General features: G+C 46.8%; 15 protein-coding genes. 2 read left to right on the top strand and 13 right to left on the bottom strand.

The genetic code is table 11. The features are described 5' to 3' along the window. The first annotated feature begins 521 nt into the window (after positions 1 to 521). Positions 522 to 1,622 carry an acyltransferase gene (locus AAEO50_RS01205; protein ID WP_341979544.1) on the top strand — a complete coding sequence of 367 codons (1,101 nt, stop codon included), beginning with the start codon at positions 522 to 524 and terminating at the stop codon, positions 1,620 to 1,622. Positions 1,623 to 1,689: 67 nt separating this feature from the next. Here the strand turns inward: AAEO50_RS01205 and AAEO50_RS01200 are convergent, their stop codons facing one another. The 13 genes from AAEO50_RS01200 to AAEO50_RS01140 form a co-directional block, all read right to left on the bottom strand. Then, positions 1,690 to 7,323, bottom strand: coding sequence for a pullulanase (locus AAEO50_RS01200; protein WP_341979542.1), 5,634 nt, complete (start codon positions 7,321 to 7,323; stop codon positions 1,690 to 1,692). Positions 7,324 to 7,620: 297 nt separating this feature from the next. Beyond that, positions 7,621 to 10,686 carry an FIMAH domain-containing protein gene (locus AAEO50_RS01195; protein ID WP_341979540.1) on the bottom strand — a complete coding sequence of 1,022 codons (3,066 nt, stop codon included), beginning with the start codon at positions 10,684 to 10,686 and terminating at the stop codon, positions 7,621 to 7,623. 202 nt (positions 10,687 to 10,888) lie between these two features. Further along, on the bottom strand, positions 10,889 to 12,025 hold the full coding sequence (gene nagA, locus AAEO50_RS01190; protein ID WP_341979538.1) for an N-acetylglucosamine-6-phosphate deacetylase: 1,137 nt from the start codon (positions 12,023 to 12,025) through the stop codon (positions 10,889 to 10,891). 59 nt (positions 12,026 to 12,084) lie between these two features. Then, positions 12,085 to 13,059, bottom strand: coding sequence for a Gfo/Idh/MocA family oxidoreductase (locus tag AAEO50_RS01185; protein WP_341979536.1), 975 nt, complete (start codon positions 13,057 to 13,059; stop codon positions 12,085 to 12,087). Continuing rightward, positions 13,056 to 13,727, bottom strand: coding sequence for a hypothetical protein (locus AAEO50_RS01180; protein WP_341979534.1), 672 nt, complete (start codon positions 13,725 to 13,727; stop codon positions 13,056 to 13,058). Before AAEO50_RS01180 ends, AAEO50_RS01185 begins: the two co-directional genes overlap by 4 nt. Positions 13,728 to 13,737: 10 nt before the next feature. Continuing rightward, entirely contained in the window at positions 13,738 to 14,577 is an 840-nt protein-coding gene (locus AAEO50_RS01175; protein ID WP_341979532.1) for a sugar phosphate isomerase/epimerase family protein, read from the bottom strand. 12 nt (positions 14,578 to 14,589) lie between these two features. After that, positions 14,590 to 15,564: an acetylxylan esterase gene (locus AAEO50_RS01170; RefSeq protein ID WP_341979530.1), complete on the bottom strand. Its 975-nt coding sequence runs from the start codon at positions 15,562 to 15,564 to the stop codon at positions 14,590 to 14,592. 17 nt (positions 15,565 to 15,581) lie between these two features. Continuing rightward, on the bottom strand, positions 15,582 to 17,138 hold the full coding sequence (locus tag AAEO50_RS01165; protein WP_341979528.1) for an FAD-dependent oxidoreductase: 1,557 nt from the start codon (positions 17,136 to 17,138) through the stop codon (positions 15,582 to 15,584). Continuing rightward, on the bottom strand, positions 17,135 to 18,187 hold the full coding sequence (locus AAEO50_RS01160) for a Gfo/Idh/MocA family oxidoreductase (RefSeq protein ID WP_341979525.1): 1,053 nt from the start codon (positions 18,185 to 18,187) through the stop codon (positions 17,135 to 17,137). The genes AAEO50_RS01165 and AAEO50_RS01160 overlap by 4 nt, the downstream gene beginning before the upstream one ends. A gap of 21 nt (positions 18,188 to 18,208) precedes the next feature. Then, positions 18,209 to 19,267, bottom strand: coding sequence for a Gfo/Idh/MocA family oxidoreductase (locus AAEO50_RS01155; RefSeq protein ID WP_341979523.1), 1,059 nt, complete (start codon positions 19,265 to 19,267; stop codon positions 18,209 to 18,211). A gap of 12 nt (positions 19,268 to 19,279) precedes the next feature. Next, entirely contained in the window at positions 19,280 to 20,284 is a 1,005-nt protein-coding gene (locus AAEO50_RS01150) for a zinc-binding alcohol dehydrogenase (RefSeq protein WP_341979521.1), read from the bottom strand. 32 nt (positions 20,285 to 20,316) lie between these two features. Further along, positions 20,317 to 21,372 carry a dihydrodipicolinate synthase family protein gene (locus AAEO50_RS01145; protein WP_341979518.1) on the bottom strand — a complete coding sequence of 352 codons (1,056 nt, stop codon included), beginning with the start codon at positions 21,370 to 21,372 and terminating at the stop codon, positions 20,317 to 20,319. Continuing rightward, a complete protein-coding gene (locus AAEO50_RS01140) occupies positions 21,373 to 22,389 on the bottom strand; it encodes an NAD-dependent epimerase/dehydratase family protein (protein WP_341979516.1) in 1,017 nt (338 codons plus the stop codon). It abuts the gene before it with no gap. Positions 22,390 to 22,597: 208 nt separating this feature from the next. Here AAEO50_RS01140 and AAEO50_RS01135 point away from each other — a divergent pair, with 208 nt between their 5' ends. Further along, positions 22,598 to 23,959 carry a hypothetical protein gene (locus tag AAEO50_RS01135; protein WP_425383131.1) on the top strand — a complete coding sequence of 454 codons (1,362 nt, stop codon included), beginning with the start codon at positions 22,598 to 22,600 and terminating at the stop codon, positions 23,957 to 23,959. Positions 23,960 to 24,080: the final 121 nt, after the last annotated feature.

The raw sequence follows: 24,080 nt of genomic DNA, 5'->3' as shown, positions 1-24,080 counted from the left end.
CCCTTAACAATCTTTACCCAGCCAAAAAAAGAAAGCCACAACGGAATACTAATAAGAGTGCCCCAATATAAACCGGAACTGAAATCGTTTTCATTTCTCACAATTCTAGCACCCCAATCACATCAAATTGCTTCTGAAGTTATTTTTTCAATTATAAACTTTTAATAGTTAGAAAATTGTCAGATTCATGGTGGAATTTATAAGAACATTTAGCTTAATTCGTCGAAATGTATATGTTTCTTTTCCCTTTTATAATTATCTAAAACCTTTTATAAACGAGGAAAATAAAAATCCTTCACGAAGGTCGTACTTCCCAAAATAACCTAATTTAGGATTGATAGCACTTTGAGTAGGGTAATTATAGAAGTAATATCAAAAAACTCCATTACTATCATATTATGGTTCTTATATTAGCTCCATTCAACTATTTCATTAAAATAAGATTACAAATAAGAATCCTCTATGGTTTTCATATAATATGTAGGGGTAATTCAGTTTTCTACACCAAGGATGTGACAAAAATGGCTAAAAAACGTAATCATATAACTGAAATTCATATATTAAGAGCGATTGCTTGTCTATTGGTGGTCTTTGTCCATGTCTCTGCTACTTACTATTATCAACAGGGGCAGCAGTTTAATGATTTCACATATTTCATTAATCAGATAAGCCGCTTTGGTACCCCTATATTTGCACTCATCAGCGGGTTTCTATTATTTTATCAAGTTCGCTTTAGAGGTTTTGACATGAAGAAGTTTACCACTAGCAGATTTACTAAAATCGGATTCCCTTTTTTATTTTGGAGTATTTTTTATTTAGGATTTATGTATGCAGTTGAAGGTGTAAATCCCTTTGACGTCGGTGAAAAACGCTTTCTAGTAAACTTTTTGTCAGGTAATTCTTTTTATCATTTATACTTTATGTCGATTGTCTTCCAATTTTACCTGCTATTCCCGCTCTTACAATTAATCCGATCTAAAAAGAGCTGGCTTATTTTGCTAGCGGGTTCGACCCTTGTTAACTTGTATTTTTTAAAACTTTTCACCCCAGGGCAATTTGAAGGACTCATCGGAGAAATCCTTGGTCAGCGTGCTTTTCTGCCGCATTGGATATTCTTCTTTATTTTCGGAGGTTTTCTTGCATATTATTGGGAACCACTTGCAGCGTTCTCAAGAAAATATAAAGGCATATTAGGAATTGCTGTTATTTTGATCACGTTGGCAGCTGTTTGGGAATACAAGACAGTTGGGGCCATAGCATCCAATAGAGCAACCAATATGATCAACATTCCGATCATCACCTTATTTATCATCGGAATTGGAGAAACGGTCACAAAAATCAATTGGCTGAATAAGCCCCTGACTAAAATAGGTACCTTATCAATGGCCATCTATTTAGCTCACCCATTCGTGATTTATTGCTTCCAGGAGATAGCCCCTGCATCCATTTGGAAAACAGCACTTTTTCCAATTGTGTATGCAGTTATTCTCCTAGCAACAATCGGAGTGGTCAAAATCATCCAGCTATTCCCTTTAAATCAATATATTCTTACCGTTCCTAACATAAAAACAGCCGAAAAGAACGAAACTTTAAGCCGTTCAAAGTATAGTATGGGGCAATAATAATACAAGGCCCGTCCCTCGTCGCTTTAAAGCAACGAGGGACGGGCCTTTAGCTTAGTAAAGAAATTTAATCCCTTTGATCTTTTCTCTTTCCAGGTTTATCTTTTGATTTACCTTTTGCTTTACCCTTCTGATGAACCTTGATCACTACCGTGGTTAACGGTTCAATCGTTAAGGTGTCTTTCTTCAGTTTGAATCCTGATTTTTCCTCAACTGGTTTCACGCCAGCTTCGTCGTTGTCGACTAACACCTTCGCGCCTCTGAAGTCATAGTCGCTGATGGACAGCGAACGCTTTTTGTCGTCTGCATTGACGAATACATAGTACGTGCCGGTGTCATCTGTGGATACGTTTTTGTAAGCAAGCATCAAGTCTGTATCCTTGATTTCAGGAATATCAAGCAGGGATACGTTTTGATCGACGAGCTCTTTTTCACCCAACCGGAACGCATTGGTCGATTTTCTTAACTTAATCAAGCCTTCCGTGAACTCTCTTGTTGTTGCATTTACTGCAAACTTTTCAGTATTCGTCGCTTTTTCCCAATCGAATTTATTGATTGCGTCTGAAGAGTCATACGAATCATGGATGAAATAACCGAATGGGCTACCTGTTTCATCCTTTAACTCATGATATTTCTGTTCAGGCACTCCTTCACCGAACCACTGTTTCGTGCGGCCGTATTCCTGACCGGCATGCAGGAATGCAGTACCTTGGGAAGTAAGGATCATCGAATTACCAAGTCTGACACGTTTGTGAATCTCCAGATTGTTCTCAGGAATTGCTGGGTCTTTTTTAATTGATTGTGCGATTACATCATACAACGGCAGGTTGTCATGCGCTGCGATGTATTGGACCATGTCACCCGGATCATCATCGGCCGTGTTGCCCGGCTGACCTTTGATGTTGTTAAAAATGGTGTTGATATCTCTGGCGCCGCCTGTGATGAAACGCGGCTCACCTTCAGAACCGAAGCCGGATTTTAATTCATTTCGAATTTCATCGGAGAATACGCCGACATCATCGGTTTTATCCATCCAGTCCTGGTCTGCGCCCATCCCTTTAAGTTCTGGGTCTGCGAGATGACCGGCGAACGTTCTCCAACCTTCCCCGATGAATAGAGCGTCAGGGTTTACTGAGGCTGCTGCGTCATATGCGTTCTGCACCGCCGGATATGTAGCGTCACCCATCATGTCGAAACGCATACCATCAATCTTGTATTCTTCAAACCAATATTTCACTGAATCCACCATCAGCTTCTCAGCCATCTTGTGGTTCGTTGCCAGGTTATTTCCGAAGCCTCCGAGGAAGTTTCCTTTATCATCCTGGAACGCGTAGTAATTTGGAACAATATCGTTCAGCGTGCTTGTTTGTGCCATATGCGTGTAGACAACATCCAGCACTACACCCATTCCGGCATCATGGATCGCATCGATTAACTGTTTCAATTCTTTTACACGCAGTTCAGGGTCCGTCGCATCTTCCGAGTATGCCCCGTCCGGCGAGAAATAACTGTGCGGGTCATAACCCCAGTTATATTCGTTTCCGCCTGCTGAATATTCAAGCTCACGTTCTCCCATATTGGTTTCGTCACCATAGTACCAAGCCATGACCGGCAATAATTGAACGTGAGTGACACCAAGGGATTTGATGTAATCAAGCTTGTCGATGAAGGCTTTATATGAACCCCATCTTGCGTTCAGATCACCTTCTATGGAAGGATCAGATGTGAAGTCGCGGATGTGAGTTTCATAGATGACGGCATCTTCACGTTTTTCGTAGCCATCAATGTCTGCATGAGTGAAGCCTTCCGGATTTGTTCCGCTTAAATCAACGATTGCCGCTTTCCCGACCGTATCACCATCCGGACCAGCATCACCTTCCGTATTAACAGTGAAAGCTGCCATGGATTTTGCATAAGGATCCAGAACTTTCTTCGTCACGCCATCGTTAGTAACTTCGTATTGGTAGTAGTAGCCTTTCAGGTCTGAAACACCCACGTCGCTTGCTTTAACGTTCGCTGACCAGACTCCTTTTTCGCCAGACTCCAATTCCACGCTGCCGATTTCTGTTGCAGCATCTTCTTTATCGTAAAACTTCGCCACTACCTTGCTTGCTTTTGGAGCCCATAATTTTAACGTCGCATTGCCGTCTTTGTATGTTGCTCCAAGATCGTTCCCATCGTACCCATACATTTCATCGAGCATTCTCCAGCCTGTTGAGGCTGATACGGTTCTGCCTGAATATGTGATGGATAGAGGGAGTTTATCCAAGCTGAATGAAGCTTTTACTTCAACCGTTGTATCTCCAGTGATTTCAACACTTTCTACCGATACATTTGCTCCATCACTATCTTTTATAACCAAGCCTTGTTTTACAGATTCCGGTGTTAAGCCTTCCGTCATCGTGAAACCAAGACGGATCTTGTCTTCCGAAATGATTTCTGCGGACGTGATGCCTGAAGCCACTTCCCAATGAGGGGAAACATAGACTGTATCGTCACCCTGCTTGACCCATAAGCGATTGTATTTATCCAAAAGGTTGAACGTTTTGTCCCCGCCGTCTTTGCCGGCATCGCCTTTCGATTCATCCATGACGATGAATCCGATTTGCTTCGCATCTTCTTTTAACGGAATGTCTACATAAGCACCATATTGGTCCGTGCCCGCTAAATCAGCTGCACCCGCCGGCCAGTCTGTAGAAGGAGCCGCAACATCTCCCCAGTTCCACACACCGAAGTTTTCGTAGTTTGCGTCATCACGAACATAATGGATACGCACCGTATTTTCAGGTAAATCCACTGGTTCATATGTGTAGACTTTATCCGAACCCTGTTTGATCCAGATTTCATTCATATCTTCTGAAGTAATGGTGAATCCTTTGTCCCCGCCGTCTTTACCAGCGTCACCCTTGGTCACGTCCATGACCAGGAAGCCGATATTCTTTGCACCTTCTGCGAGCGGTACGTCAATATATGCACCGTAGCTGTCGCTCTTTTCAAACATGGTCGCACCTGTCGGCCAGTTGGCAGAAGGATCTTTTACATCATTCCACAGCCAGGCACCATAGTTTTCATAGTTTCCATCTTCACGTTTGTAGTGGATGCGGATATTGTTTTCTGGCACCGGTTCCACTTCAGGCTCACCGCCGTCACCGGAACCAGCTTCGGCACCAGTGATTGAACCACCAGCAACTGTAAGTAATACGGTTCCTCCGTCTGCTATTTCCGGAATAGTTAATGTAACTTCTTCAGCTCCTGAAGCAGAATACTCCTTCCCTGAATAATGATCAGTAATGACCGTATCAGGAGAATCAACAGAAACCGTCACCTCTTTAGCTTTTTCCCCAACGTTCAAGCCGACGTATGCCGAATCTCCGTCATACGTACGCGAGAACATCAAGAACTTATCGCTATTCGTCCCGCCTACAATACTTCTATCACCTTTAGCAAAAACCTTCGAATGGTCTCCTCTAAAGTTAAGGATCTTCTTGTAATGTTTTAAAATATCGTTATTTTCCACTTGATTCCAGGCAAGATCATAACGGTTGTCATACTGCGGATAATTGTTCGCTCCGCTTTGACCGAGCTCTTCCCCATAATAAATGACCGGCTGTCCTTTAGCAGTCGCTTGAAGCGAAGCAGCCACTTTCAGCTTGCCTTCATCGCCGCCCAGCGAATGCAGGAACCCTTCTTCATCATGGCTTCCTAAAAATTGACCAAGTGTTGCTGTGTTATCGATTTTTTCGTTTCGTGAAGTCAATTTGTCATTTGCCGCTTTCAAGCTGCCGCTAACAAATTCATGAGCAATTCCCTTGAATCCAAAGTCAAGCAGGGAATCCATCATACCTGATTCGAGGTAACCGTAATCAGTATCGGCATTTGCTCCCCATGCTTCCCCGATCATCTTGTGCTCTGGCATTTTTTCCGTGATAGCATTTTTAAAAGCCATCCATGTCGGCTTATCGACGTGTTTCACTGTATCTACACGGAAGTAATCAATCGTGTTTCCTTTAGCCGTTGTCGCTTTTTCAATCCAGTCTGTCTGCCAATCGATGATCTGCTGGCGGATTTCAGGATCTTCGGTGATGATGTCAGGCAGGCCTGCAAGTTCACCAACCACTTCATCCGACCCTACATCTTTACCCTGGCGGACGATATCACTGTATGTTTCACGCTCAGCATCTGTAGGGTATCCGGCAGGACGATTTGCTTCAGCAAGCTCCCCGTCAACCTCTTTCAAACCATAACCCGTGTGATTGACTACCACATCGACCATGATTTTGATGCCGCGCTCATGAGCTTCATCAATCAGCGCGTGGAATTCGTCCATTGAACCAAAGTGCGGGTTCAATTCACCGAAGTTACTCGCCCAATAACCATGGTAGCCAAAGTAAGGCTCGTCCGATTCTCCGTTTGTTTCAACAGAACGGACATCATACTTGATGTTTTCCACAACCGGGCTGAGCCAGATCGTATTCACACCAAGCTCATCCAGGTAATTCAGTTTTTCGGTAATCCCCTCAAAGTCTCCGCCTTGATAAGTACCGCGCTTCGCCTTATCATAGTTCAAACCATAAGGGTCATCATTCGACGAATCCCCATTAAAGAATCTGTCTGTCAGCATAAAGTAAATGATCGATTCGTCCCAATCAAAATCATTTTCGCCGACAGCCTGTCTCGTTTTCACTTCTACTCCAGCCGTTCCTTCATAAGGGTTTCCGTAGTTGTCCACCACTGTTAAAGGAATCGTTTTCGTGCCTGCTGTTACGTTGTCATCGACTGCTACTGTCACTTCTTTCAGCGAAGGGTCGATTGTGAACTTTTCTGATCCTCCTAAAGAAGTAAGGTCTGCAGTGATTTTAGAGACTTTAAGGTCATCGGTCAGACCCTCAACATTCACGGATAAAACAGCGTTTTCGTTATAGTCAATCGCTTTTGGTTCTACAGATCCTGTTACAGTCAGGTCCGCTTTTTGAAAGTCAATGTACGACTTTCCATCAACTGTATTGTAAGGATCACTTACCTCAGTTGTTTCACCATCTTTTGTCACTAAAAAGGAATATGGCGTCTTCCCATTCGGGATGCTCTCATACGAAACCACAAATCTCTCATTCTCAGGCTCATACGTCATTTCCTTTGTTTCCCCATTAAACTTCAATTCTACTTTTTCAATCGTGTCCATTGCATCGTTAGCAAAGAGCTCTTTGTCACGATAGTAAAAAGTAGCATTCCCCTGATCGATGACCGGAGCCGATCCATCAGGAACTATCCGGATTTCTTCGACACCGCTTGTTATGTAGGCTTTTGTGAGTGTGTCGTTTTTGTTCACCTTAATAAAACGGTCACCGAATTCTTTTTCAGCAGTACCCCAATCCTCTGTACTCCGAAGTACAAATCCGAATTGCTCCGTCTCGGGAGCCACCGCAATATTTGCAGTTGCCACCCCATTTTCGTACGAATCAAAATTGAGTTGATCATCCTGCACACCTGTATTCCAGGCCCAGATATTCCAGCCGTCATACTGCTGATCTTCACGGATGTAAGTGAACCGCACAGTGCGGTCTGTAGACTGAGTTGTTTCCAGCTCTTCTCCACCAGAAGTGGCTGCTGTCACGGTCTGAGCAGGCACATAAGGTAACCAAAGGCTCAAGACCATCAGCAGTGTCATAAATACTGAGAATCGCCGCTTTGTTTTTCTCCCCATCGTTCATTTTCCTCCCCTTTTTTTAAAATATCATGTTGTGAAATCGTTTGCACATATATGCATAAAAAGAAGGTATCCACTCTTACATAGCTGAATCCTAAGCCAGCCTTCCTTTTATCCTCAATAAATGCAAACGCTTGCAATTGTCTGTATTTTTAAATTTTACATGATATTTACAGGGGTGACAATATGACTAAAGACTCAAGGTAGGACAGAGTCCTTTCCTTTTCCATCCACATCAAAAAGCCTGGAGAAAGTAATATCTCCTCCAGGCTTTTTACTATCGGACTAAGCATCTTATTGGGACAACGTACCTGTCCCCGTGCCCCACCCATCTCTGATTGATTGGACATTTTGTTCGAGCAAGGCTTTTATATTTCCTTCGGCACTGCTTCTTTCAAGGTGCTTGGAGAAGTCACCCAAGTGCTTGAATGCCTGCTCTGTTCTTCCTTTATCAAAATGGTGCTGTGCCTGTTTCAACCTGTTAACAAGCTGTTCAGCAGTATCATCGTCCAGATCGCCGTTTTCATTCATGGCTTTAATTTGTTCAGCGAGTGTAGTGGTGGATACTTCCACTGTGATGATAAGGGCATCGGTTGTTACCGTTTGGCCATTATACGTAACCGTCGCTTTTATTTCGGCTGTACCTGCATTCAACGCTCTTACTTCTCCCACATTGAGCTCGACTACTCCAGGGTCGCTGTTCTCCCACTCAACCTCTGCACCGGCAAGGTCCACTTCATGACCGTTTGTCAATGTGACCTTCAAATCAAGTTTCGCCGTCTCACCCTGAAGCAAGCTGCTGTCCTCCGCGGTCAGGTCGGCACCTTGCAAAGAGACAGGCAGTTTCATCAAGTCTGCACCCTTGGCATAATAGATATTCCCTTCATCATCGATATCCATCAGGTTGACCGTATCTCCGATCAACTGTTTGCTCATCATGGTTTCAGGGTCGATGACCGTCAATTTCCTTCCTATGGTTGTATAAAGCATGCCCTCTTCATCCCATCTCACGAAGAATGGACGCCATTGACTGCCGCGGTGAACACCTGTATAGAATTCTTTTTGCTTGATGATTTCTTTCGAATCCGGATCCATCGCGAAGATGACGCTGTTTGCTTTTCCATCAGCATTCAGCCCATAGGCTGCTCCCCACAGATACCCATCGGGACCGAATGAAAGCTCACCTATCATTTCAGGTGTCTTGATCCCTTCCAGTTCCAGGTCAAATAACTCATATTCACCTGATGCTGCATCATATTCAAACATCCTTGCCTTCTCTTCGGTTGGATCTATGCCTAGTCCGCCTGCGGTGGTGGCCCCCCCGTATAGTGTTCCATCCTTATACGCAAGACCGATGATGCTTTGATTTTCGATGATGTTCCTGATTGTATTCCATTCACCTGTCTTTTCATCAAAAATGGTCAGTGCCCCGCCTAGTTTTCCATAGTCAGCGATCGTTCCGGTGAATAACTTATCATCCCCTGATGTAAAGGTGAACGGTCTGCTTTGACCATCGCCGATATCATGGACCATTTTAGGGTTATCGCCGCTGCCTCCATCTTCATAATTAAAAGGAAGCTCCGGGTTATATTTGTAGATCAATGCCCCGCCGTAGATTCCCATATAGACGTTTCCGTTCATAAATCCGATGCCCTCGATCTGATGAGGGTTCCGTTCACGCAGCAGATACGATTCAGTGGATGTATCGAATACTCCAAACGAACCTTGATATCCACCCATATACACGTTTTGATCCGGGCCGATTTCAAGACTCTGAATGGAGAGTCCCTGAAGTTCGACATCTGGATAAATGACCTTCAAGTCATTCGTCTCCGGATCATAGGTGGAGTACTCAATCTGATGGTGAAGGACCGACAGAACCTGTTTTCCATCCTCATTCGTTGTCCATTCATACGCCTTTACCGGGGAAGCCGGCAACGTGACCCTTGGTTCCACCGGTTGTGTTTCATCCGTATCCATATCATAGGTCCAAAGCTCGCTTGTCCGCTTGTCCTTAAAATAGATCAAACTTTCATCATAAGGCGAAGGGGGTGAAATCAATCCGTCATAGGCAGCCTCATCTTGCCAGCTCATTTCATGGACCACTTCTCCTGTATCCACATCCAGCACCAGCATACTCGTACCATAAGCGACAAATAATCGATCTCCGTACTCCCACACATTTGAAACGGAAGTGCCCGTACCTGTGATCGGCAGGTCGATTTCCTCCCTTTCCCCTGTTTCACGGTTCATCTTCATCAAGTATGCGGTCGTGCCGATCCCTACATAGAGGTTCTCATCAGTGACACCCAATCCGCGTGCATAGTTCTGTTCTTCATGGAACCGCCCCAGATCCGTTAAAGTGTCTGCCTCGATATCATATTCGAATACTTTTGCATTCGGATAGGTTGCTCCATAGATTTTCCCGTCTTCCGTAGCATCCAGCTGCCAGATCCAGTTATCTGAAGGACTCTTACCGACTTCCTCCAGTTTCTTTTCGTCCACCAGGTATCTGTACAGAATGCCGTTGTATGTACCGGCAAAATACACATTCCCGTCGGATCCGATGGTCATTCCCCATACGACATCACTGCCCGGCAGTTCGTGAGAGAAAATCTTTTCCCCCGTTTCTGCATCATTGGCGTAAAAAGTCGCAGGGGACCCATTTGTTGCATAGTAGACTTCCCCGTCGCCAACGGCCGCTCCCTGGGTTTTTGCCGCCAGAGCCGATGGACCGAGATTGATGGGGTCGACGTATTCAAATGGAAGCTCCAGCTGTTCATTCGATTTTTCAAAGAGTTGAATGTTATCATAGTACCCCTTTGTCACAGTACTTGTGGTTTGGTAGAGGAAGACCTTGACCCCTGCGGCACCTGCAGGAGCATCCGCTTCAATGGCAACTTCCTGCCATTCTCCCTCTTTCAGACCCTCGAAATATTTTGGCGTATTGCCGAAGTTCTTGCCTTCAGCATCATACCAGCGCAGCCAGATCCCGGGATTCCCTGCCACAAGTTCATCTACATATAGTTGAGCCGTCATCTTATAGGAATTCCCTTCAGTCACATCAATCAATTGACTGAAAAGACCGAAAGAACCTGAGTTATCAACCCTGAGGCTCCTCTCCCCTTCAAAAGCATTGTCATCCGACACTTTCATACCCGTCTTATTTCCTCCGCTCCAGGTCACCCAGGATGGAATATCATTATCTGACCCCGGAACCGCTTCAAAGCCTCCGTTTACTACCTGAAGCTCTTCCCAACCAGCGTCTGCCGACACCTCCGCCTGGAGTGCCGGGACCAATGAAATGAACAAAATGAAAGAAAGCATGACTGAAACCGTACGCAGTACTTTTTTACTCATTCTTTTTCTCCCCTCTATTTTTCGTATTGATTTGACAGAATCGGCCCTCCTTTCTCGAAAAATATTTACATTTATTGACTTCTTTCAACTTCTTCCATAATCCTTTGAACGGCCATTTCTACTCTCTTAAAAGACACGAAAGGGGTCGTAGTACCTATAAGGGGACAGGTTCATAAAAAAAGAGCAAGCATATTCTGCTCACTCATTTTTTATAAACGATTTCCCCGTTGACGACCGTCATTTCTACCTTCAATTCTTCATCCAATACAACAAGGTCGGCATCGAATCCTTCCTTTATACTTCCTTTCACCGCGTCTTTTCCAATTGCTTTAAGCGGCCCCTTTCCCGCCATGTAGACAGCGTCTTCCAACGGAATCTTGCACTGGTCAACGGCATATTTTACCCCTTGGTCCAGTGTGATGGCGCTGCCGGCGAGAGGACCGTCCTTCAGCCTCAATTGATTCCCTTTCTTGATCAAATGTTTTCCCCGAAGGAAATACTCTCCGTCATCAAGGCTGTTATATCCCGTACAATCTGATATAAGCATCAACTTTTCCCTGCCTTTCACCTTATACAGGAACCCGATCATGTCAGGATGAACATGAAGGCCATCAGGAATGATCTCGCACGTCAATTCTTCGCATATAAGCGCAGCGGCTGCCGTCCCTGGGATCCGGTGATGGACAGGACTCATCGCATTGAAGGTATGGGTGATCTGCCTGAGTCCATGGCTGATGGCAAGCTTCACATCCTCAAGTGAAGCATTTGTGTGGCCTGCCGAAAGCCGGATGCCCTTTGAATACAATTGTTCAAAAACGGAGCGGTCCTCCACTTCTTCTGGTGCAAGCGTGATGATAGAGACTATGTCGGAATGTGGAAGGATGATAAACTGTGCGTCCCCTGCTGTGAGACGCCGGATCAAAGAACCCTTCTGTGCCCCGGGGTAGACAGGGCTGATCCAGGGGCCTTCGATATGGACACCAAGAAGTTGAGAATAAGATGGCTTTCGTTCAAAGCTTGTTGCGCGAATAAGGAAGGCTTCAAGGTCAGAAATGGCTGCTGTCCTTGAAGTTGCCAGGAAGGAAGTCACACCATAACGGGGCAGACGTTCAGCAATCTTGTCAAAGGCTTCAGCAGAATCCATGAAATCATCCCCGCTGACGCCATGCAGATGTATGTCCACAAAACCTGGGCAGATAACTCCTTTTGTGATGTATAGATTACTGACGTTTATAGGCTCATCCTCTCCGACATAAAAAATCTTTCCTTTGGAAATACCGATCGTTTTATTCTGGAAACGCTGCCCGTCAGTGATGATATCGCCTTTAAGATAGTACAAGTACAATCCTCCTCTTAATACCCGGGACGGGGGGACAGGTTCCTCGTCCCCCCTCCTGCCTATAAATATACTGTCGATTTCGTCTCACTTGATTTGTATGCGGCTAGTGCAGCTTCCAGTGCTTTCAGGCCGTCGTATCCCGAAATGGAAGGCTCCCTTTTCTTTTCAATACAGTCAACAAAGTCTTTTATAAGTCCGGAATCCATGTCGTTGCCGTAAAAGACATGTTCCAGAGATTTGCTGCCGCTCTTAAAAATCCGGATGTGTTCTTTGAAGGCATCGGCCCTGACAGTACGTTTCGTCCCGATTACCTCGATTGTCGCATCACCCCACACAGGGTATTCAGCAAACCTGGACCAGCTTGCGTCATGGGAGGCAATGACCCCGCTCTCAAACTCAAGGGTCAGAATCCCGGCATCGTCGATTTCAATGTCATGGAAGAAGGAATCAACGATCGCATGGACAGAGGAAATTTCCCTTCCTGAGTACCAGCGCATGATGTCCACCATATGAACGGTGTGATCCAGTACCGCCCCTCCCCCTGATTGCTCCGGGTCGATGAACCACCCGCCGGGATTCTGTCCCCGGTTGGTCGTCCTGAACGCCATAATTTCACCTAGCTCGCCCTCATCGATCATTTTCTTCAAGCGCATAATCGGGTCGCTGAATCTGACCGGGAAGGCAGTCTGCAGGATCACTCCATATTCTTCACAGACGGCAATCATTTCTTTGGCATCTTCCACAGTCGTGGCAATCGGTTTTTCACAAAGGATGTGCTTTTTTGCTTTAGCCGCGTTCACGACCATTTCTTTATGCCGGCTGTTTTCACTGCAGATGATGACGGCGTCCATGTCCGCAGCTAAAAAGTCCGCCTGATCCCGATAGTACTCCGTATGATAGGATTCGGCTGCTTCTTTCCCCCGCTTCTCATCGCCATCATAAATCCCAGCGATCTCAACATTATAAAGTTTCATCAGACTGTCCGCATAGCTGTAAGCATGCATGTGGGCAAAGCTCATCATTCCGATTTTCATAAATCGCCGCCCCCTCTCAAAAGACTCTTGTATGTGTCCAACTGCTCATAGAATGCCTCATCGGCACTGCGCGACTTTTCAAGGATATCTCCTACACCATAAACGAGGGGCAGAAGGCTATGGCCGCCCGGTTTGATCGGGGTCATTTCCTCACTGTCGAACTCGGCTATGGTTTTGATCCCGCTCCATTCAATTTCAATCCGCTCTTCCCCTGCCCCGAGTGTGTACTCGGCATGAGCCATCTTCCCCCCGCTGAATCGGATCGTCACAATGATATGATAAGGAAAGATCTCACGATTCGTCGACCTAACATGGATGTCTTCCGGTTCCCCGGCAATGGCTGACAATACAAAGAGGTCCCCATATAGAGCGGACTCACTGCCGTTTTTCGGGACAGTCCTCCTCAGCCTGAGGACCCCCTTGGAATCCATGTCAGCTAAAATGACTTCTTTTATCCTCTGAAAAAATGGATAAAGCTCCAAATCAAAATAGACATTCACGTTCCCTTTTCCGATGTAATCCCCGGCTGACTCCAGCGGTATAAACAGGTTATCCGGTTTTACCTCAGCCGACTTCACTCTCCATTCTTCAGGGGAAAGCAGCACCGTACCATCAGATACGGAGCTGCGGTCTATTTTATTCAATCTGGCAATCACCGCATTCCTCATATGAACCCTCCTATCCCAGTAGTTTCTTCAGACGTCTGACAGCCTCTTCATTCGATTCTTTCGCATCATCATGCCCCTCATATTCAATCGAGAGCCAGCCTTGATAATCTACATCCTTGAGTCCATCCACAATAGAGGCCAAGTCGACCTGCCCATCTCCAGGGACGGTGCCGATCAACTCGACTCCTTCTGTCGATTTGAACCCTTTCAACTCTTCAGCTGCTCCTTTTACCCTGAAATCCTTAAAGTGAACATGGACGATGTCACTCTTCAACCTGTCGAATGCCTGCTGTGGTTCTTCGTGTACCAATAAAAAGTTCCCTGTATCAAAGGTGGACCTGACGAAAGGACTGTTTACCTTTTCCATGATTTCTTTAACCTGCTCACTCTTTCCCGCGAGCAGCCCGTGATTCTCAATTGCCAAATAGACTTGTTCTTCTTCGGCTTTTTTTGCACATTGTTTCAACCCCTCCACGATCCAGCTTTGACCATCTTCATAGGTCAACTCACCGTGAAGGTCTCCGCAGAATACACGGACGATGTTCGTCCCGAGCTTCTTTGCGGTTTTGATTCCTTCCAAGACCTTCCCAGCTTCTTTAGCGCGTTCCTCCCTGGATTCTTTCACAAAATTGTTTGATACATCATAAGCGGATACGACAAGGTCGTTTTCCTTCAATGCCTGTTTTACACGTTCTATTTCCCTTTGCCTGTCATCTTCTTTCCAGTAAAAATCAAGCAGCTCGACACCGTCCAGGGAAATTCGTTTGGCATAATCGACGAAATCAAATATGGACCAATTTTCTTTCCTGATCGTCGATGCGAGACTGTACATGCTTACGCTGACCCGCAAGTGAATCCCTCCTTATTTCATTAGCTGCCCTCCTACAAAGGCGAGCTTTTTTTCTTCATGAAACCCATTCATCTCATGAGTGAAATGGGGATATACTTCGATCTCTTTATCGGTTGATTGCAGGTGATTAAAGGCCGCAAAAACGGTTGAAGGCGGTGTTGAGCTGTCTTCCAGCCCGACAGCCATCAAAGCCGGACAGGTGATTGAGTCACAGAAATGGAGACTATCAATATAGCTCAATGTCTTCTTTACTGGGTCCCAGTTCTTGCCCTGGGGATCATTCAATTTAAAATACTTGATGATTTCCATATACGGTCCTTGAAGTGCAATATCAAGCGCCCGGTCGAAGTGGGTCATAAACGGCCAATCAGAAACGACATAGTCTACATCCTCTCCAAGGGCTGCAGCAGCAAGCGCCAGACCGCCACCCTGTGAAGAACCCATCACCCCTAATGATGATGGGTTTACAAGCGCTTCTTCTGACCGTATCCATTGAAGCTGTAAAATAAGATCCCTGTACATATTGGTATAATAATAGTTTTCATGATTAAGGATGCCGCTCAGCATCCATCCAGGAACCCTGCTACCGTTCCCGTACCTTGCATAGTCGGGGGAAGATCCCTGTCCACGTACATCAAGTGAATAGACAGCCACACCAAGCGCTGGCCATTTCAAGTAGTCTATCGCCAGACCGCAGCTTCCCGTGTAGCCGTGAAAACTAACGATGACCGGACATTCCTCTACCCCTGCCGGTTTAATGAAGATCCCTTTTAAAGGTGTCCCGTCCCAGCTTTCGAATGTAAGATCCATTACTTCTACTGCCGGGACCGGGTACGGACGCCGTGAAACTGTTATATTTGGTTTAATTGCTTTCATCTTTTCTTTCTGACTTGACCAGAATTCATTAAAATCATCCGGCCTGCCGATCATTTCAGGTTTATATTCCCTCAATTGTTCAAGTGGAAAATCACCTATGTTCCTTCCCATATGAGATCACCTCGTTTTCATGATTCAAACGGCCATTCAAGTTCAAAGCCGTCTTCCTTCAACTCTTGTTGAAACATTTCTACTAACGCCTGATCTTTCCTGACTTCTTTCGGTTTGACATCACGTTCTATACAAAAGGCTGCAAGAGTCCCGCATGCCTCACCGATATTCCATTCGACCGGGTGCAGCCTGAAGCAGCCGTTTGTAATGTGGGTGGTGCCGATATTTTTGCATCCTGCGAGCAGATTATCAGCATCTTTCGGGATGAGCGCGCCCATCGGGATATAAAACGGCAGTGCCTTGATGTCAAGATAATTCCTCCCTGCCATGCTCGGGTGAAGATCGATGCTGTACGACCCGATCCCGACCCGGTCAGCGAACTTCCGGCCGGCCGGTCCTCCATTGAAGTCAGGGGATACATCCTGCTCGACTACTGTATACTCCGCTTTGATGCGCCGGGATTCCCTGATATAAGGGGCTTTTGCCAGCCCGTCTTCCGTTTCGAATAAGTCTTTCCGCAATTTCAGACCCGGGTAACCTTTTCCACCGTCAGGTCTCGGGGCTTCCGTCTGCAGCCAATACAGCAGGGAGAGGCTGAGCTGTTTTCCTTGATACAGATTCCTTCCTTTCTCCTCCTCAGGAACGTCGTATACATTCCCGAGAAAGTAATCATTTTGCGGCCAATTCATCAATGTTACTTCTCCGCTCCCGGAATCCAAATCAAATTGACTGCCATCAAAAATTCTTCGGTATTCCCAGAGCGGGAATCCCTCTTCTTCCCGGATCAGTGTATATTTCCTTTTTTCTTTTGTGATCGGGTGCGGGGCGAAGAAGCTGAGCAGTTTATCCGGCCAGATTTCTGGATGGAAATCCCTCCAGAACGAATACATATTGGGTTCGGGGATGGTATGGTCCTCACCTTCCCGGTATTCCATACCGAGGACGTATGTGAAAGCCTGTATGTCAGAGGGATCTGCCTTTTCCACAGCATGCGGTTCGCCGGTCTCTTCTTTTGATTCCGCACCGGTAACATAGTTCATCCCTGCAAGTGGCAGGATGTCACCCGCTTCCGTCGCATCAATATAATACCTTGCATCCACATCTTTTTTGGTCCCCGCCGCTACATTCAACAGTGTCATCGTCTGCAGCTTGTTCCCCTCCTTCTTTACCGATACCACCCTGGTACTGCGAAGGATCTGAAGCCGGCCTGTCAACAGATGGGGCAGGAGCATTTCATTCAATACATGCAGGGTGACGCGCGGGTCGTGGCAAATATTGCTCACCAGGCCGTTGCCTGGGTTCAGTTGTTCTTTCTGTTCCCTGGGATTCAGGTTATTACGGTACGTCTCCCTCACTTTGTCCCGGTAATCGCGGTATCTTCTTGTACAGCCGAATTCCTCGATCCAGCGATGTTCATCCGGGGGAACCCCCTGCGAGGTCACCTGGCCTCCGATCCAATCCGTCTCTTCGGTCATGATCACCTTCAAACCCCTAGAGCAGGCTGCCATCGCTGCTGCACATCCCCCGAGTCCTCCTCCGGCGATGAGCAAATCAACCTTTTCATCCGTTCTCATAGATACACTTCCTTACCGGTCCGGGCCGATTCGTAGACGGCATTGAGCATTTTCATTACCTGCACGCCATCCGAAACAGGGGCGATTGTTTCTTTTCCTTCAAGAGAGCACGATACAAAATGATTGATTTCGTTATAAAACGCTTTTTCGAAATCAAATTTCAGATTATCCACCTGCGGGGTCATGTTCAGGATCGTGTTGTGCTTCTCCGTGACGATCGCCAGCTCCGGCTCGATTTCTGCGCCTCCCTTTTCACCGAACAGCTTAACGTACAATTCATCTTTTTTCGCCTGCAAGGTGAAGCTTACATCCACCAGCAAGGACGCTCCGTTTTCAAATCGGATGAGCGCGTTCGTCAAGTCTTCCACGTCGTTATGAGCCGGGTCGTAATCAGCAGCCTGATAGAATGACAGATTCTCGATATGACTCCTGTTTCCCAATTTATTGTAGGCATTCCCGCTTACAGAAACAGGCTTCGGCTTGCCCATGAAGTACCAGCAAATATCAATCATATGGACCCCTAAATCGATCAGCGGCCCGCCCCCTGATTTTGTCCGGTCGCTGAACCATCCTCCAGGATTCCCGAGTCTCCTTAGGCAGGACGTTTTTGCATAATAAATTTCACCGAGTTCGCCGTTGTCGATGAATTTCTTCAATAACATCGCATTGTCACCATGACGGCGGACAAAGCCGACCTGCAAGACGTTACCGGACTCCTCTACAGCTGCTTCAACCTCCAGCGCTTCCTCCACTGTCATGCATAAAGGTTTCTCGACAAGCACATGTTTATCCGCTTTTAAAGCGGATATGGCAATCTCTGCATGAGAGTTATTCCATGTACAGATGCTGACGGCATCGATTTCGTCATTCTCCATTAATTCTTTATAATCGGTATACAAATGACTGATTCCATATAATTGCCCTTTTTCAGCAAGACGCTCTTCATTTATGTCGCAAAGTGCGATTAATTCCACGTCTTTATTGGCCAGGTAGGGCTTGATATGGAATTCAGAAATGGACCCTGCTCCGATCACACCAACTTTCAACATCTCCTTCTCCCCCTTCGAATACTAATTGAAGCAAATTTCTTTTCCCAGATTCGATGATTCATAGATTCCCATCAATAGTTTCAGCACTTCATAACCATCCTCCCCGTCAATCAACGGAGAAGAACCTGTTCGAATACAATGGATAAAGTGGCCGATTTCATCCTTGAAAGGTTCATTTTTTTCAAAAACAGGGTGATGCTTACTGAGAAGACCTTCCTCCTCTGAAAAAATGGAAAGCGGCGATAATACGGCACCACCTTTGTCTCCAAAGATTTCAATTTCGATCCCTTCATCCTGCTCCCCGTTCACCGCCCATGCGGTTTCTAAAGAAAGGACAACCCCGTTCCGGAATCGGATCCAGGCCGCGCCAAAATCATCCACATCGAAAACCCGGGCGCTGTTCAATTGCTTGTTGCTGGATTCCCAGCTTGATACATAGTTTGTTTCATAGTTTCCGAGGCCCGTAACCGTTTTTCCCGTGATGCTCCTGGCTTCGGGTTTGCCGATCAGCCACCATGCCAGGTCCAGTACATGTACACCGATATCCATCAGTGCCCCTCCGCCTGCAAGTGCCTTATTCGTGAACCAGCCCTTAGGTGTCCCCCTGCGTCTGAAAAGCTTGGCTTTCACATAGTAGACATTTCCAAAGGTCCCTTTCGATGCATACGCTTTCAAAATTTGGGCATCACGACGAAAACGATGGGGCATTCCGACCATCGTCAACACATTCTTATCTTTTGCGAACCGTAAATACTTTTCCACTTCTTTTAAGTCCGTCCCGATCGGCTTTTCCATGAAAACGTGGATTCTTTTATCCGCAGCCTTCATGGCAATCGGGATATGGGTCCCATTCGGGGTACAGATCATCACGGCGTCGAGCTGCGACTTCTCGAACATCTCTTCTGCCGTGGTGAAAAATTGTGGAACCTCATATTTTTGTGAAATCTCCCTCGCCCGGTCCAGGTCCACATCGGCGACTGCAGCGAGTCTCACCCCGACTGCAGCCTTCAAATTTGGGATATGGCTGGTTTCCGCAATCGAGCCGATGCCGATCACCCCTATGTTCACATCGTTTTTCATCCTCATCCCTCCTTAGCTGGAGAAGTTGATTATTTTCGTCAATGCCGCAGAAGGCTTATTCCTGAGTTCTTCATAGGCAGCCTCCGCTTCACTTACATCCACTACATCCTGGATGAACGGGCTCACATCGATCCGCCCTTCGCTCACAAGCCTGATGTACTCCCCCAGATTTCGTCCCTCCGTCCAGCGGACAAAACCGTAGGGGTAGTCGATTGCTTCAGCCTCATAGACCTTGTCGTAACGGCCAGGACCGCCGGCACGGGAGATCAGCAGCTGGGCTTCTTTACTGAACATCAGATTCCTCGGGAAGTCCGGCTCGATATCGCCGACGATGACCACTTTCCCTTTGTTCCTGATCCATTCGAGACTCTGGCCGGTAAGCGGCGACTTCTTCCCGCCCGCACATAATAAAACCGCGTCCGCCCCTTCTCCATTCGTACTGCGTTTCAATTCGGCTTTCATTTCTTCCGCCGTCGTGAATGCTTTGATACCCTCGTCCTTTCTGATCATCTTCACACGCTCTTCATGAAGATCATATGTAATCACATGGTACGAAGCAGCATTGGCAATCTTCGCAATCATCTGGCCGAGCAGCCCCATCCCGACGATCACGACCGTCTCCCCGAATTGAAGCCCCGCTGTCCTGAGCGCGTGGATGGCAATCGCCCCGATCCCTCCGAGCGCCGCTACTTTCGGCTCTACATTCTGCGGGACTTTTGAATAAAGAGTCTTTGGTACAAGAAGAGCATCAGCATGCTGGACGTAAGGTGCACCGTATACCGCCACCAGATCCCCTTTTTTCACATCCGTTATTCCGTTTCCCGCCTCTTCCACAACCCCCATCGCACTGTAGCCAAGTGTAATCGGAGTATCCTTACTATTTTGAAGAATCGTCAACTCTGTACCGGGGGAGATCGCAGAATAGAGGGTTTTGACCAAGATATAGGAAGGTTTCACACCCGGCCTTTCCTCCTGTACAATCTCCACCCGTTTATTCCGAACTGTAATTTTCCTCATCATCACTTTCCTCCAATTTTCTGTGAAGACCTTTAGCTGCCAAGCCATCTTTCCAGGTTCTTTTCAACAAAAGAATCATCATGTAAATGAGGGTATGCTGCACGGACACGGTCGATTTCTTCCAATTGACCCGGGCTCAGCACTTCCTTATCGGCCAGACACCATCGTCCTTTCATCAATCCCTGGGCAGCAAGGACCTGATTTATCCCCGCTATGCTTCCCTGAAACTGATTCTTCGCATCAAAGAATGCGCCGTTTGCATCGGTGATTTCCTGTGCCAGGGTCAGCATTGAATCGGGTACACAGTCGTGCGGCTGCAGCTGTTTGATATCGTGGAACAATTCGACCGCTCGCTTCGTCCAGACCGACCAGTGACCGAGGAGCCCTCCGACAATCCTTTTTACCTTCACTTCCCCATCTACATTGAATTTATAGGTCGTCAATAAATCATTGACGATGTTATCATCGTTCCCCGTATAGAGGGCAATCTCATCGCCCCGCCTGGAGTGGCAGACCGCCCTGACGACCTCGGTGGTCAAATACCGGTCAAAGGGGGCAAGCTTGATGGCATGCACATTCGGTATATTCGCGAATGCTTCCCAGAATTCATACGATAAAACCCTGCCGCCGACTGCAGGCTGCAAATAGAACCCGAACACCGGGATTATTTCAGCCACTTTTTTCGTGCGCTCCAGCAGCTGTTCCTCCGAATGATGCTGTAAGCTGCCCATACTCAGGAGCCCCAGATCATAACCGGCGTCCTTGCTGAATTCAGCTTCTTTAACTGCCTGATCAACAGGTCCGCAAATCCCGGCCACTTTAATGAATGACTCGGGGACATCGGCCCTTTTCATTTCTTCGACAGCAAGCTTCAATACCCTTTGATAAAGGTTGAACTCGGGGTCACGAATCTCAAACTGCGTGGTATGGACCCCGACGGCAAGGCCGCCGACACCCGACTCGATATAATACCTGGTCAGTGCACGCTGGCTTTTTTCATCCAGTTCCTTGCCTTCTGTTATCGCAAGGGGATGCGCCGGAATGAAGACTCCTTGATGTAATGACTTCTTAACCGCTGGATTCAACATTTAAAACGCTCCTTGCCTTTCCTGGAAATGGGTGGGTTTATTATACGTATAGCCGTCCTGCTCAACCCAATCTGCCGTCATGTCGATCATCTGCTGCATGGTGAATTTCGGATAGCCGAATAATTTATGTGCCTGTGAAGCATCGTTCAACAAGGCTGTCGGCTGTTCCTCATTGACGAACACGGCCTTTTTGTTGAATCGTTTGGCAAAGGTTTCAGCCAGCCAGCGGACGGAAATCGTCTCCGGACCGGTTACATTAAGGACCTTTGGAGGTGAATCCGTGTGCAGCAGGGACCTGATGGCAAATTCATTCGCATCCCCCTGCCAGATGACGTTGACATTCCCCATCGTCAGGTCAATCGGCTGACCGTTGTATACCTGTCTTGCAACCTCAAGCAGGACGCCATAACGTAGATCAATCGCGTAGTTCAGCCTGAACATCAGCATAGGGGTGTTATTTTTATGGGAGAAGTAAGTAAGTACGCGTTCACGTCCCAGACAAGACTGGGCATATTCCCCGATTGGATTGACGGGCTGGTCCTCTCCACAATGGCTGCTGATCACATCCGTCAGAGGATAAACATTTCCCGTTGAAAATGCAACGATACGGGAGTCCGGAAATTTCTCAGCGAATCTTCCCGGCAGATAAGCGTTCATGGCCCATGTAAAGTGCTCATTGCCGACGGTTCCAAACTTGTTCCCCGCCATATAAATGATGTTTTTCACATTGGGCAGTGCCTGCAGCTCTTCCTCCTTCAATAAGTCCGCAGAAATCGTGTGGATGCCTAACGCATTCAATTCATTTCTCAAGTCAGGCGTTGAAAATCTTGATACACCATATACCTTTTTATTCACCCCTGCCTTGTCAATCGCCCTTTTCGTCATCTTGGCCAATGTAGGACCCATCTTACCCCCTACGCCAAGGATCATGATATCTCCGTCGATCTTCCTTACATCTTCAATCAGCGCCTGTGAAGGCTCTGTCATAAAAATCTCTAATTCTTCGATTGTTTTCATCAAACCACTCTCCTAAACTGCAAGATTGAACTTTCAGATAATTTCTTATTAACATCTTATGAATCCCCTTATTAAAAGACAAGTCTTTAAATGGTCTTTAAAGTGGGTGGGCAAAAATATTTTACTCATCTGAATTTTGACAATTCAGAAAATTATTATTATCATTAGATAAAAAGACATGTCTATAAAAGCATGTAGTGGGGGGAGCATGTTGAGAAGCAAAAAATCCATTCATGATAACTCTGAAATCAATATTGGAATCATCGGACCGGAAGAACTGGTAGCCCAAACGAAAGAGACATTGAAATCATTTCCAAATTTCAAACCGCATTTCTCCGTCATTAAACCCGGGAGCATTATTGCGGAAGCCGCTAAAGATTTAATGTATGACGTTGACGTCCTCATGTTCACCGAGTATCATCTGTACAATCTCGCGAAGCAATTCCTGGATTTCCCGATCCCTGTTCACCATGTCCCGTTAATGGGGACCGGATTGTACCGATCCCTCTTTTTAATCAAAAACAGACATGGTCTGAAGAACCTTTCGATTGATACAATCGAAAAGAAATATGTTGAGAAAATACTGGTCGAGCTTGGAGAAGAAAACAGCGAACTGACCGTCTTCCAGAAGCAATCCAACCCTCCGCTGATCAGTGACATCGTGGGATTCCACGTCGAAAATCATGAACAGCACGGTGCCATCGCCCTGACCGGTATCCAGGAAGTATCCAAACGGCTTGCTGAAATGAACATCCCCTACGAATGGGTGACCCCGACCCAGCAGGACATGATCGTCTCCCTTGAAAGGGCCCTCCTCGCAACAGAAACACGGAGGAACAAGGAGTCACAAATTGTATTCGGGTTAATCAACGTCGATGATTTTAAAAAAATCACAGAGAAATACCATTCGGAGCACGATGTTCAGCTGTTGAAATTAAACATCCAGCAGATGCTGCTTGATTACATAAAACAACTGGACGGGCATCTCATCAATCTCGGCGGTGAGGAATATTCCTTCATCACGACCCGCGGCATTTTTGAACGGGAAACGCGCGGTTACAAATTCATCCCGCTGCTCCAGGAAACCAACCATGCGATGGGAATCACTTTGAGCATCGGGGTCGGCTTCGGGTCGACAGCAGCCGAAGCCGGCAGCCATGCTCGCCTTGCACTCAGGCAGGCTAAGGATTCAGGCGGGGATGTGTGCTACATCGTTCGCGAGAACAGGAGTGTCCTTGGTCCCGTGGATATCACGACAAACACCCAGTATGAGCGCTACGATCTTGCCATAACGGATGCCGAGCTCCTCGACAGGGCCGAAAAAGCGGGGATGTCCGCCTCCTACATGACCAAACTGATGGCAAGGGTCGAACGTTACGGAATTGTCGACTACACCGCACAGGAACTTGCTTCCACGCTCAACATCACCGTCAGGAGCGCCCACCGGATCCTGCTGAAATGGATGGATGCGGAACTTGTGGACATCGTAGGTGAAGAGAAACTGACCCACAAAGGAAGGCCGCGCCGCATCTACCGGCTGACTTTTACGATGGATGAGAAGGTGCAATAAAACAAGAAAAGCGGAGGCGGCTCTTTCAGCCCCGACAAGCACAAGATGAATGGGTCGGGAAGGCTCTTTTTGCCTCCTTGGACCATTTAGCTTATGACCTCCAGGAGCTAGTCCTTGGAGC

It is taken from the genome of Rossellomorea oryzaecorticis, assembly GCF_038405515.1.
GTDB classification, from domain to species: Bacteria; Bacillota; Bacilli; order Bacillales; family Bacillaceae_B; genus Rossellomorea; species Rossellomorea oryzaecorticis_A.
Note: the sequence above shows the minus strand (reverse complement) of the source record. Positions and strands in the feature narration are given on the sequence as shown.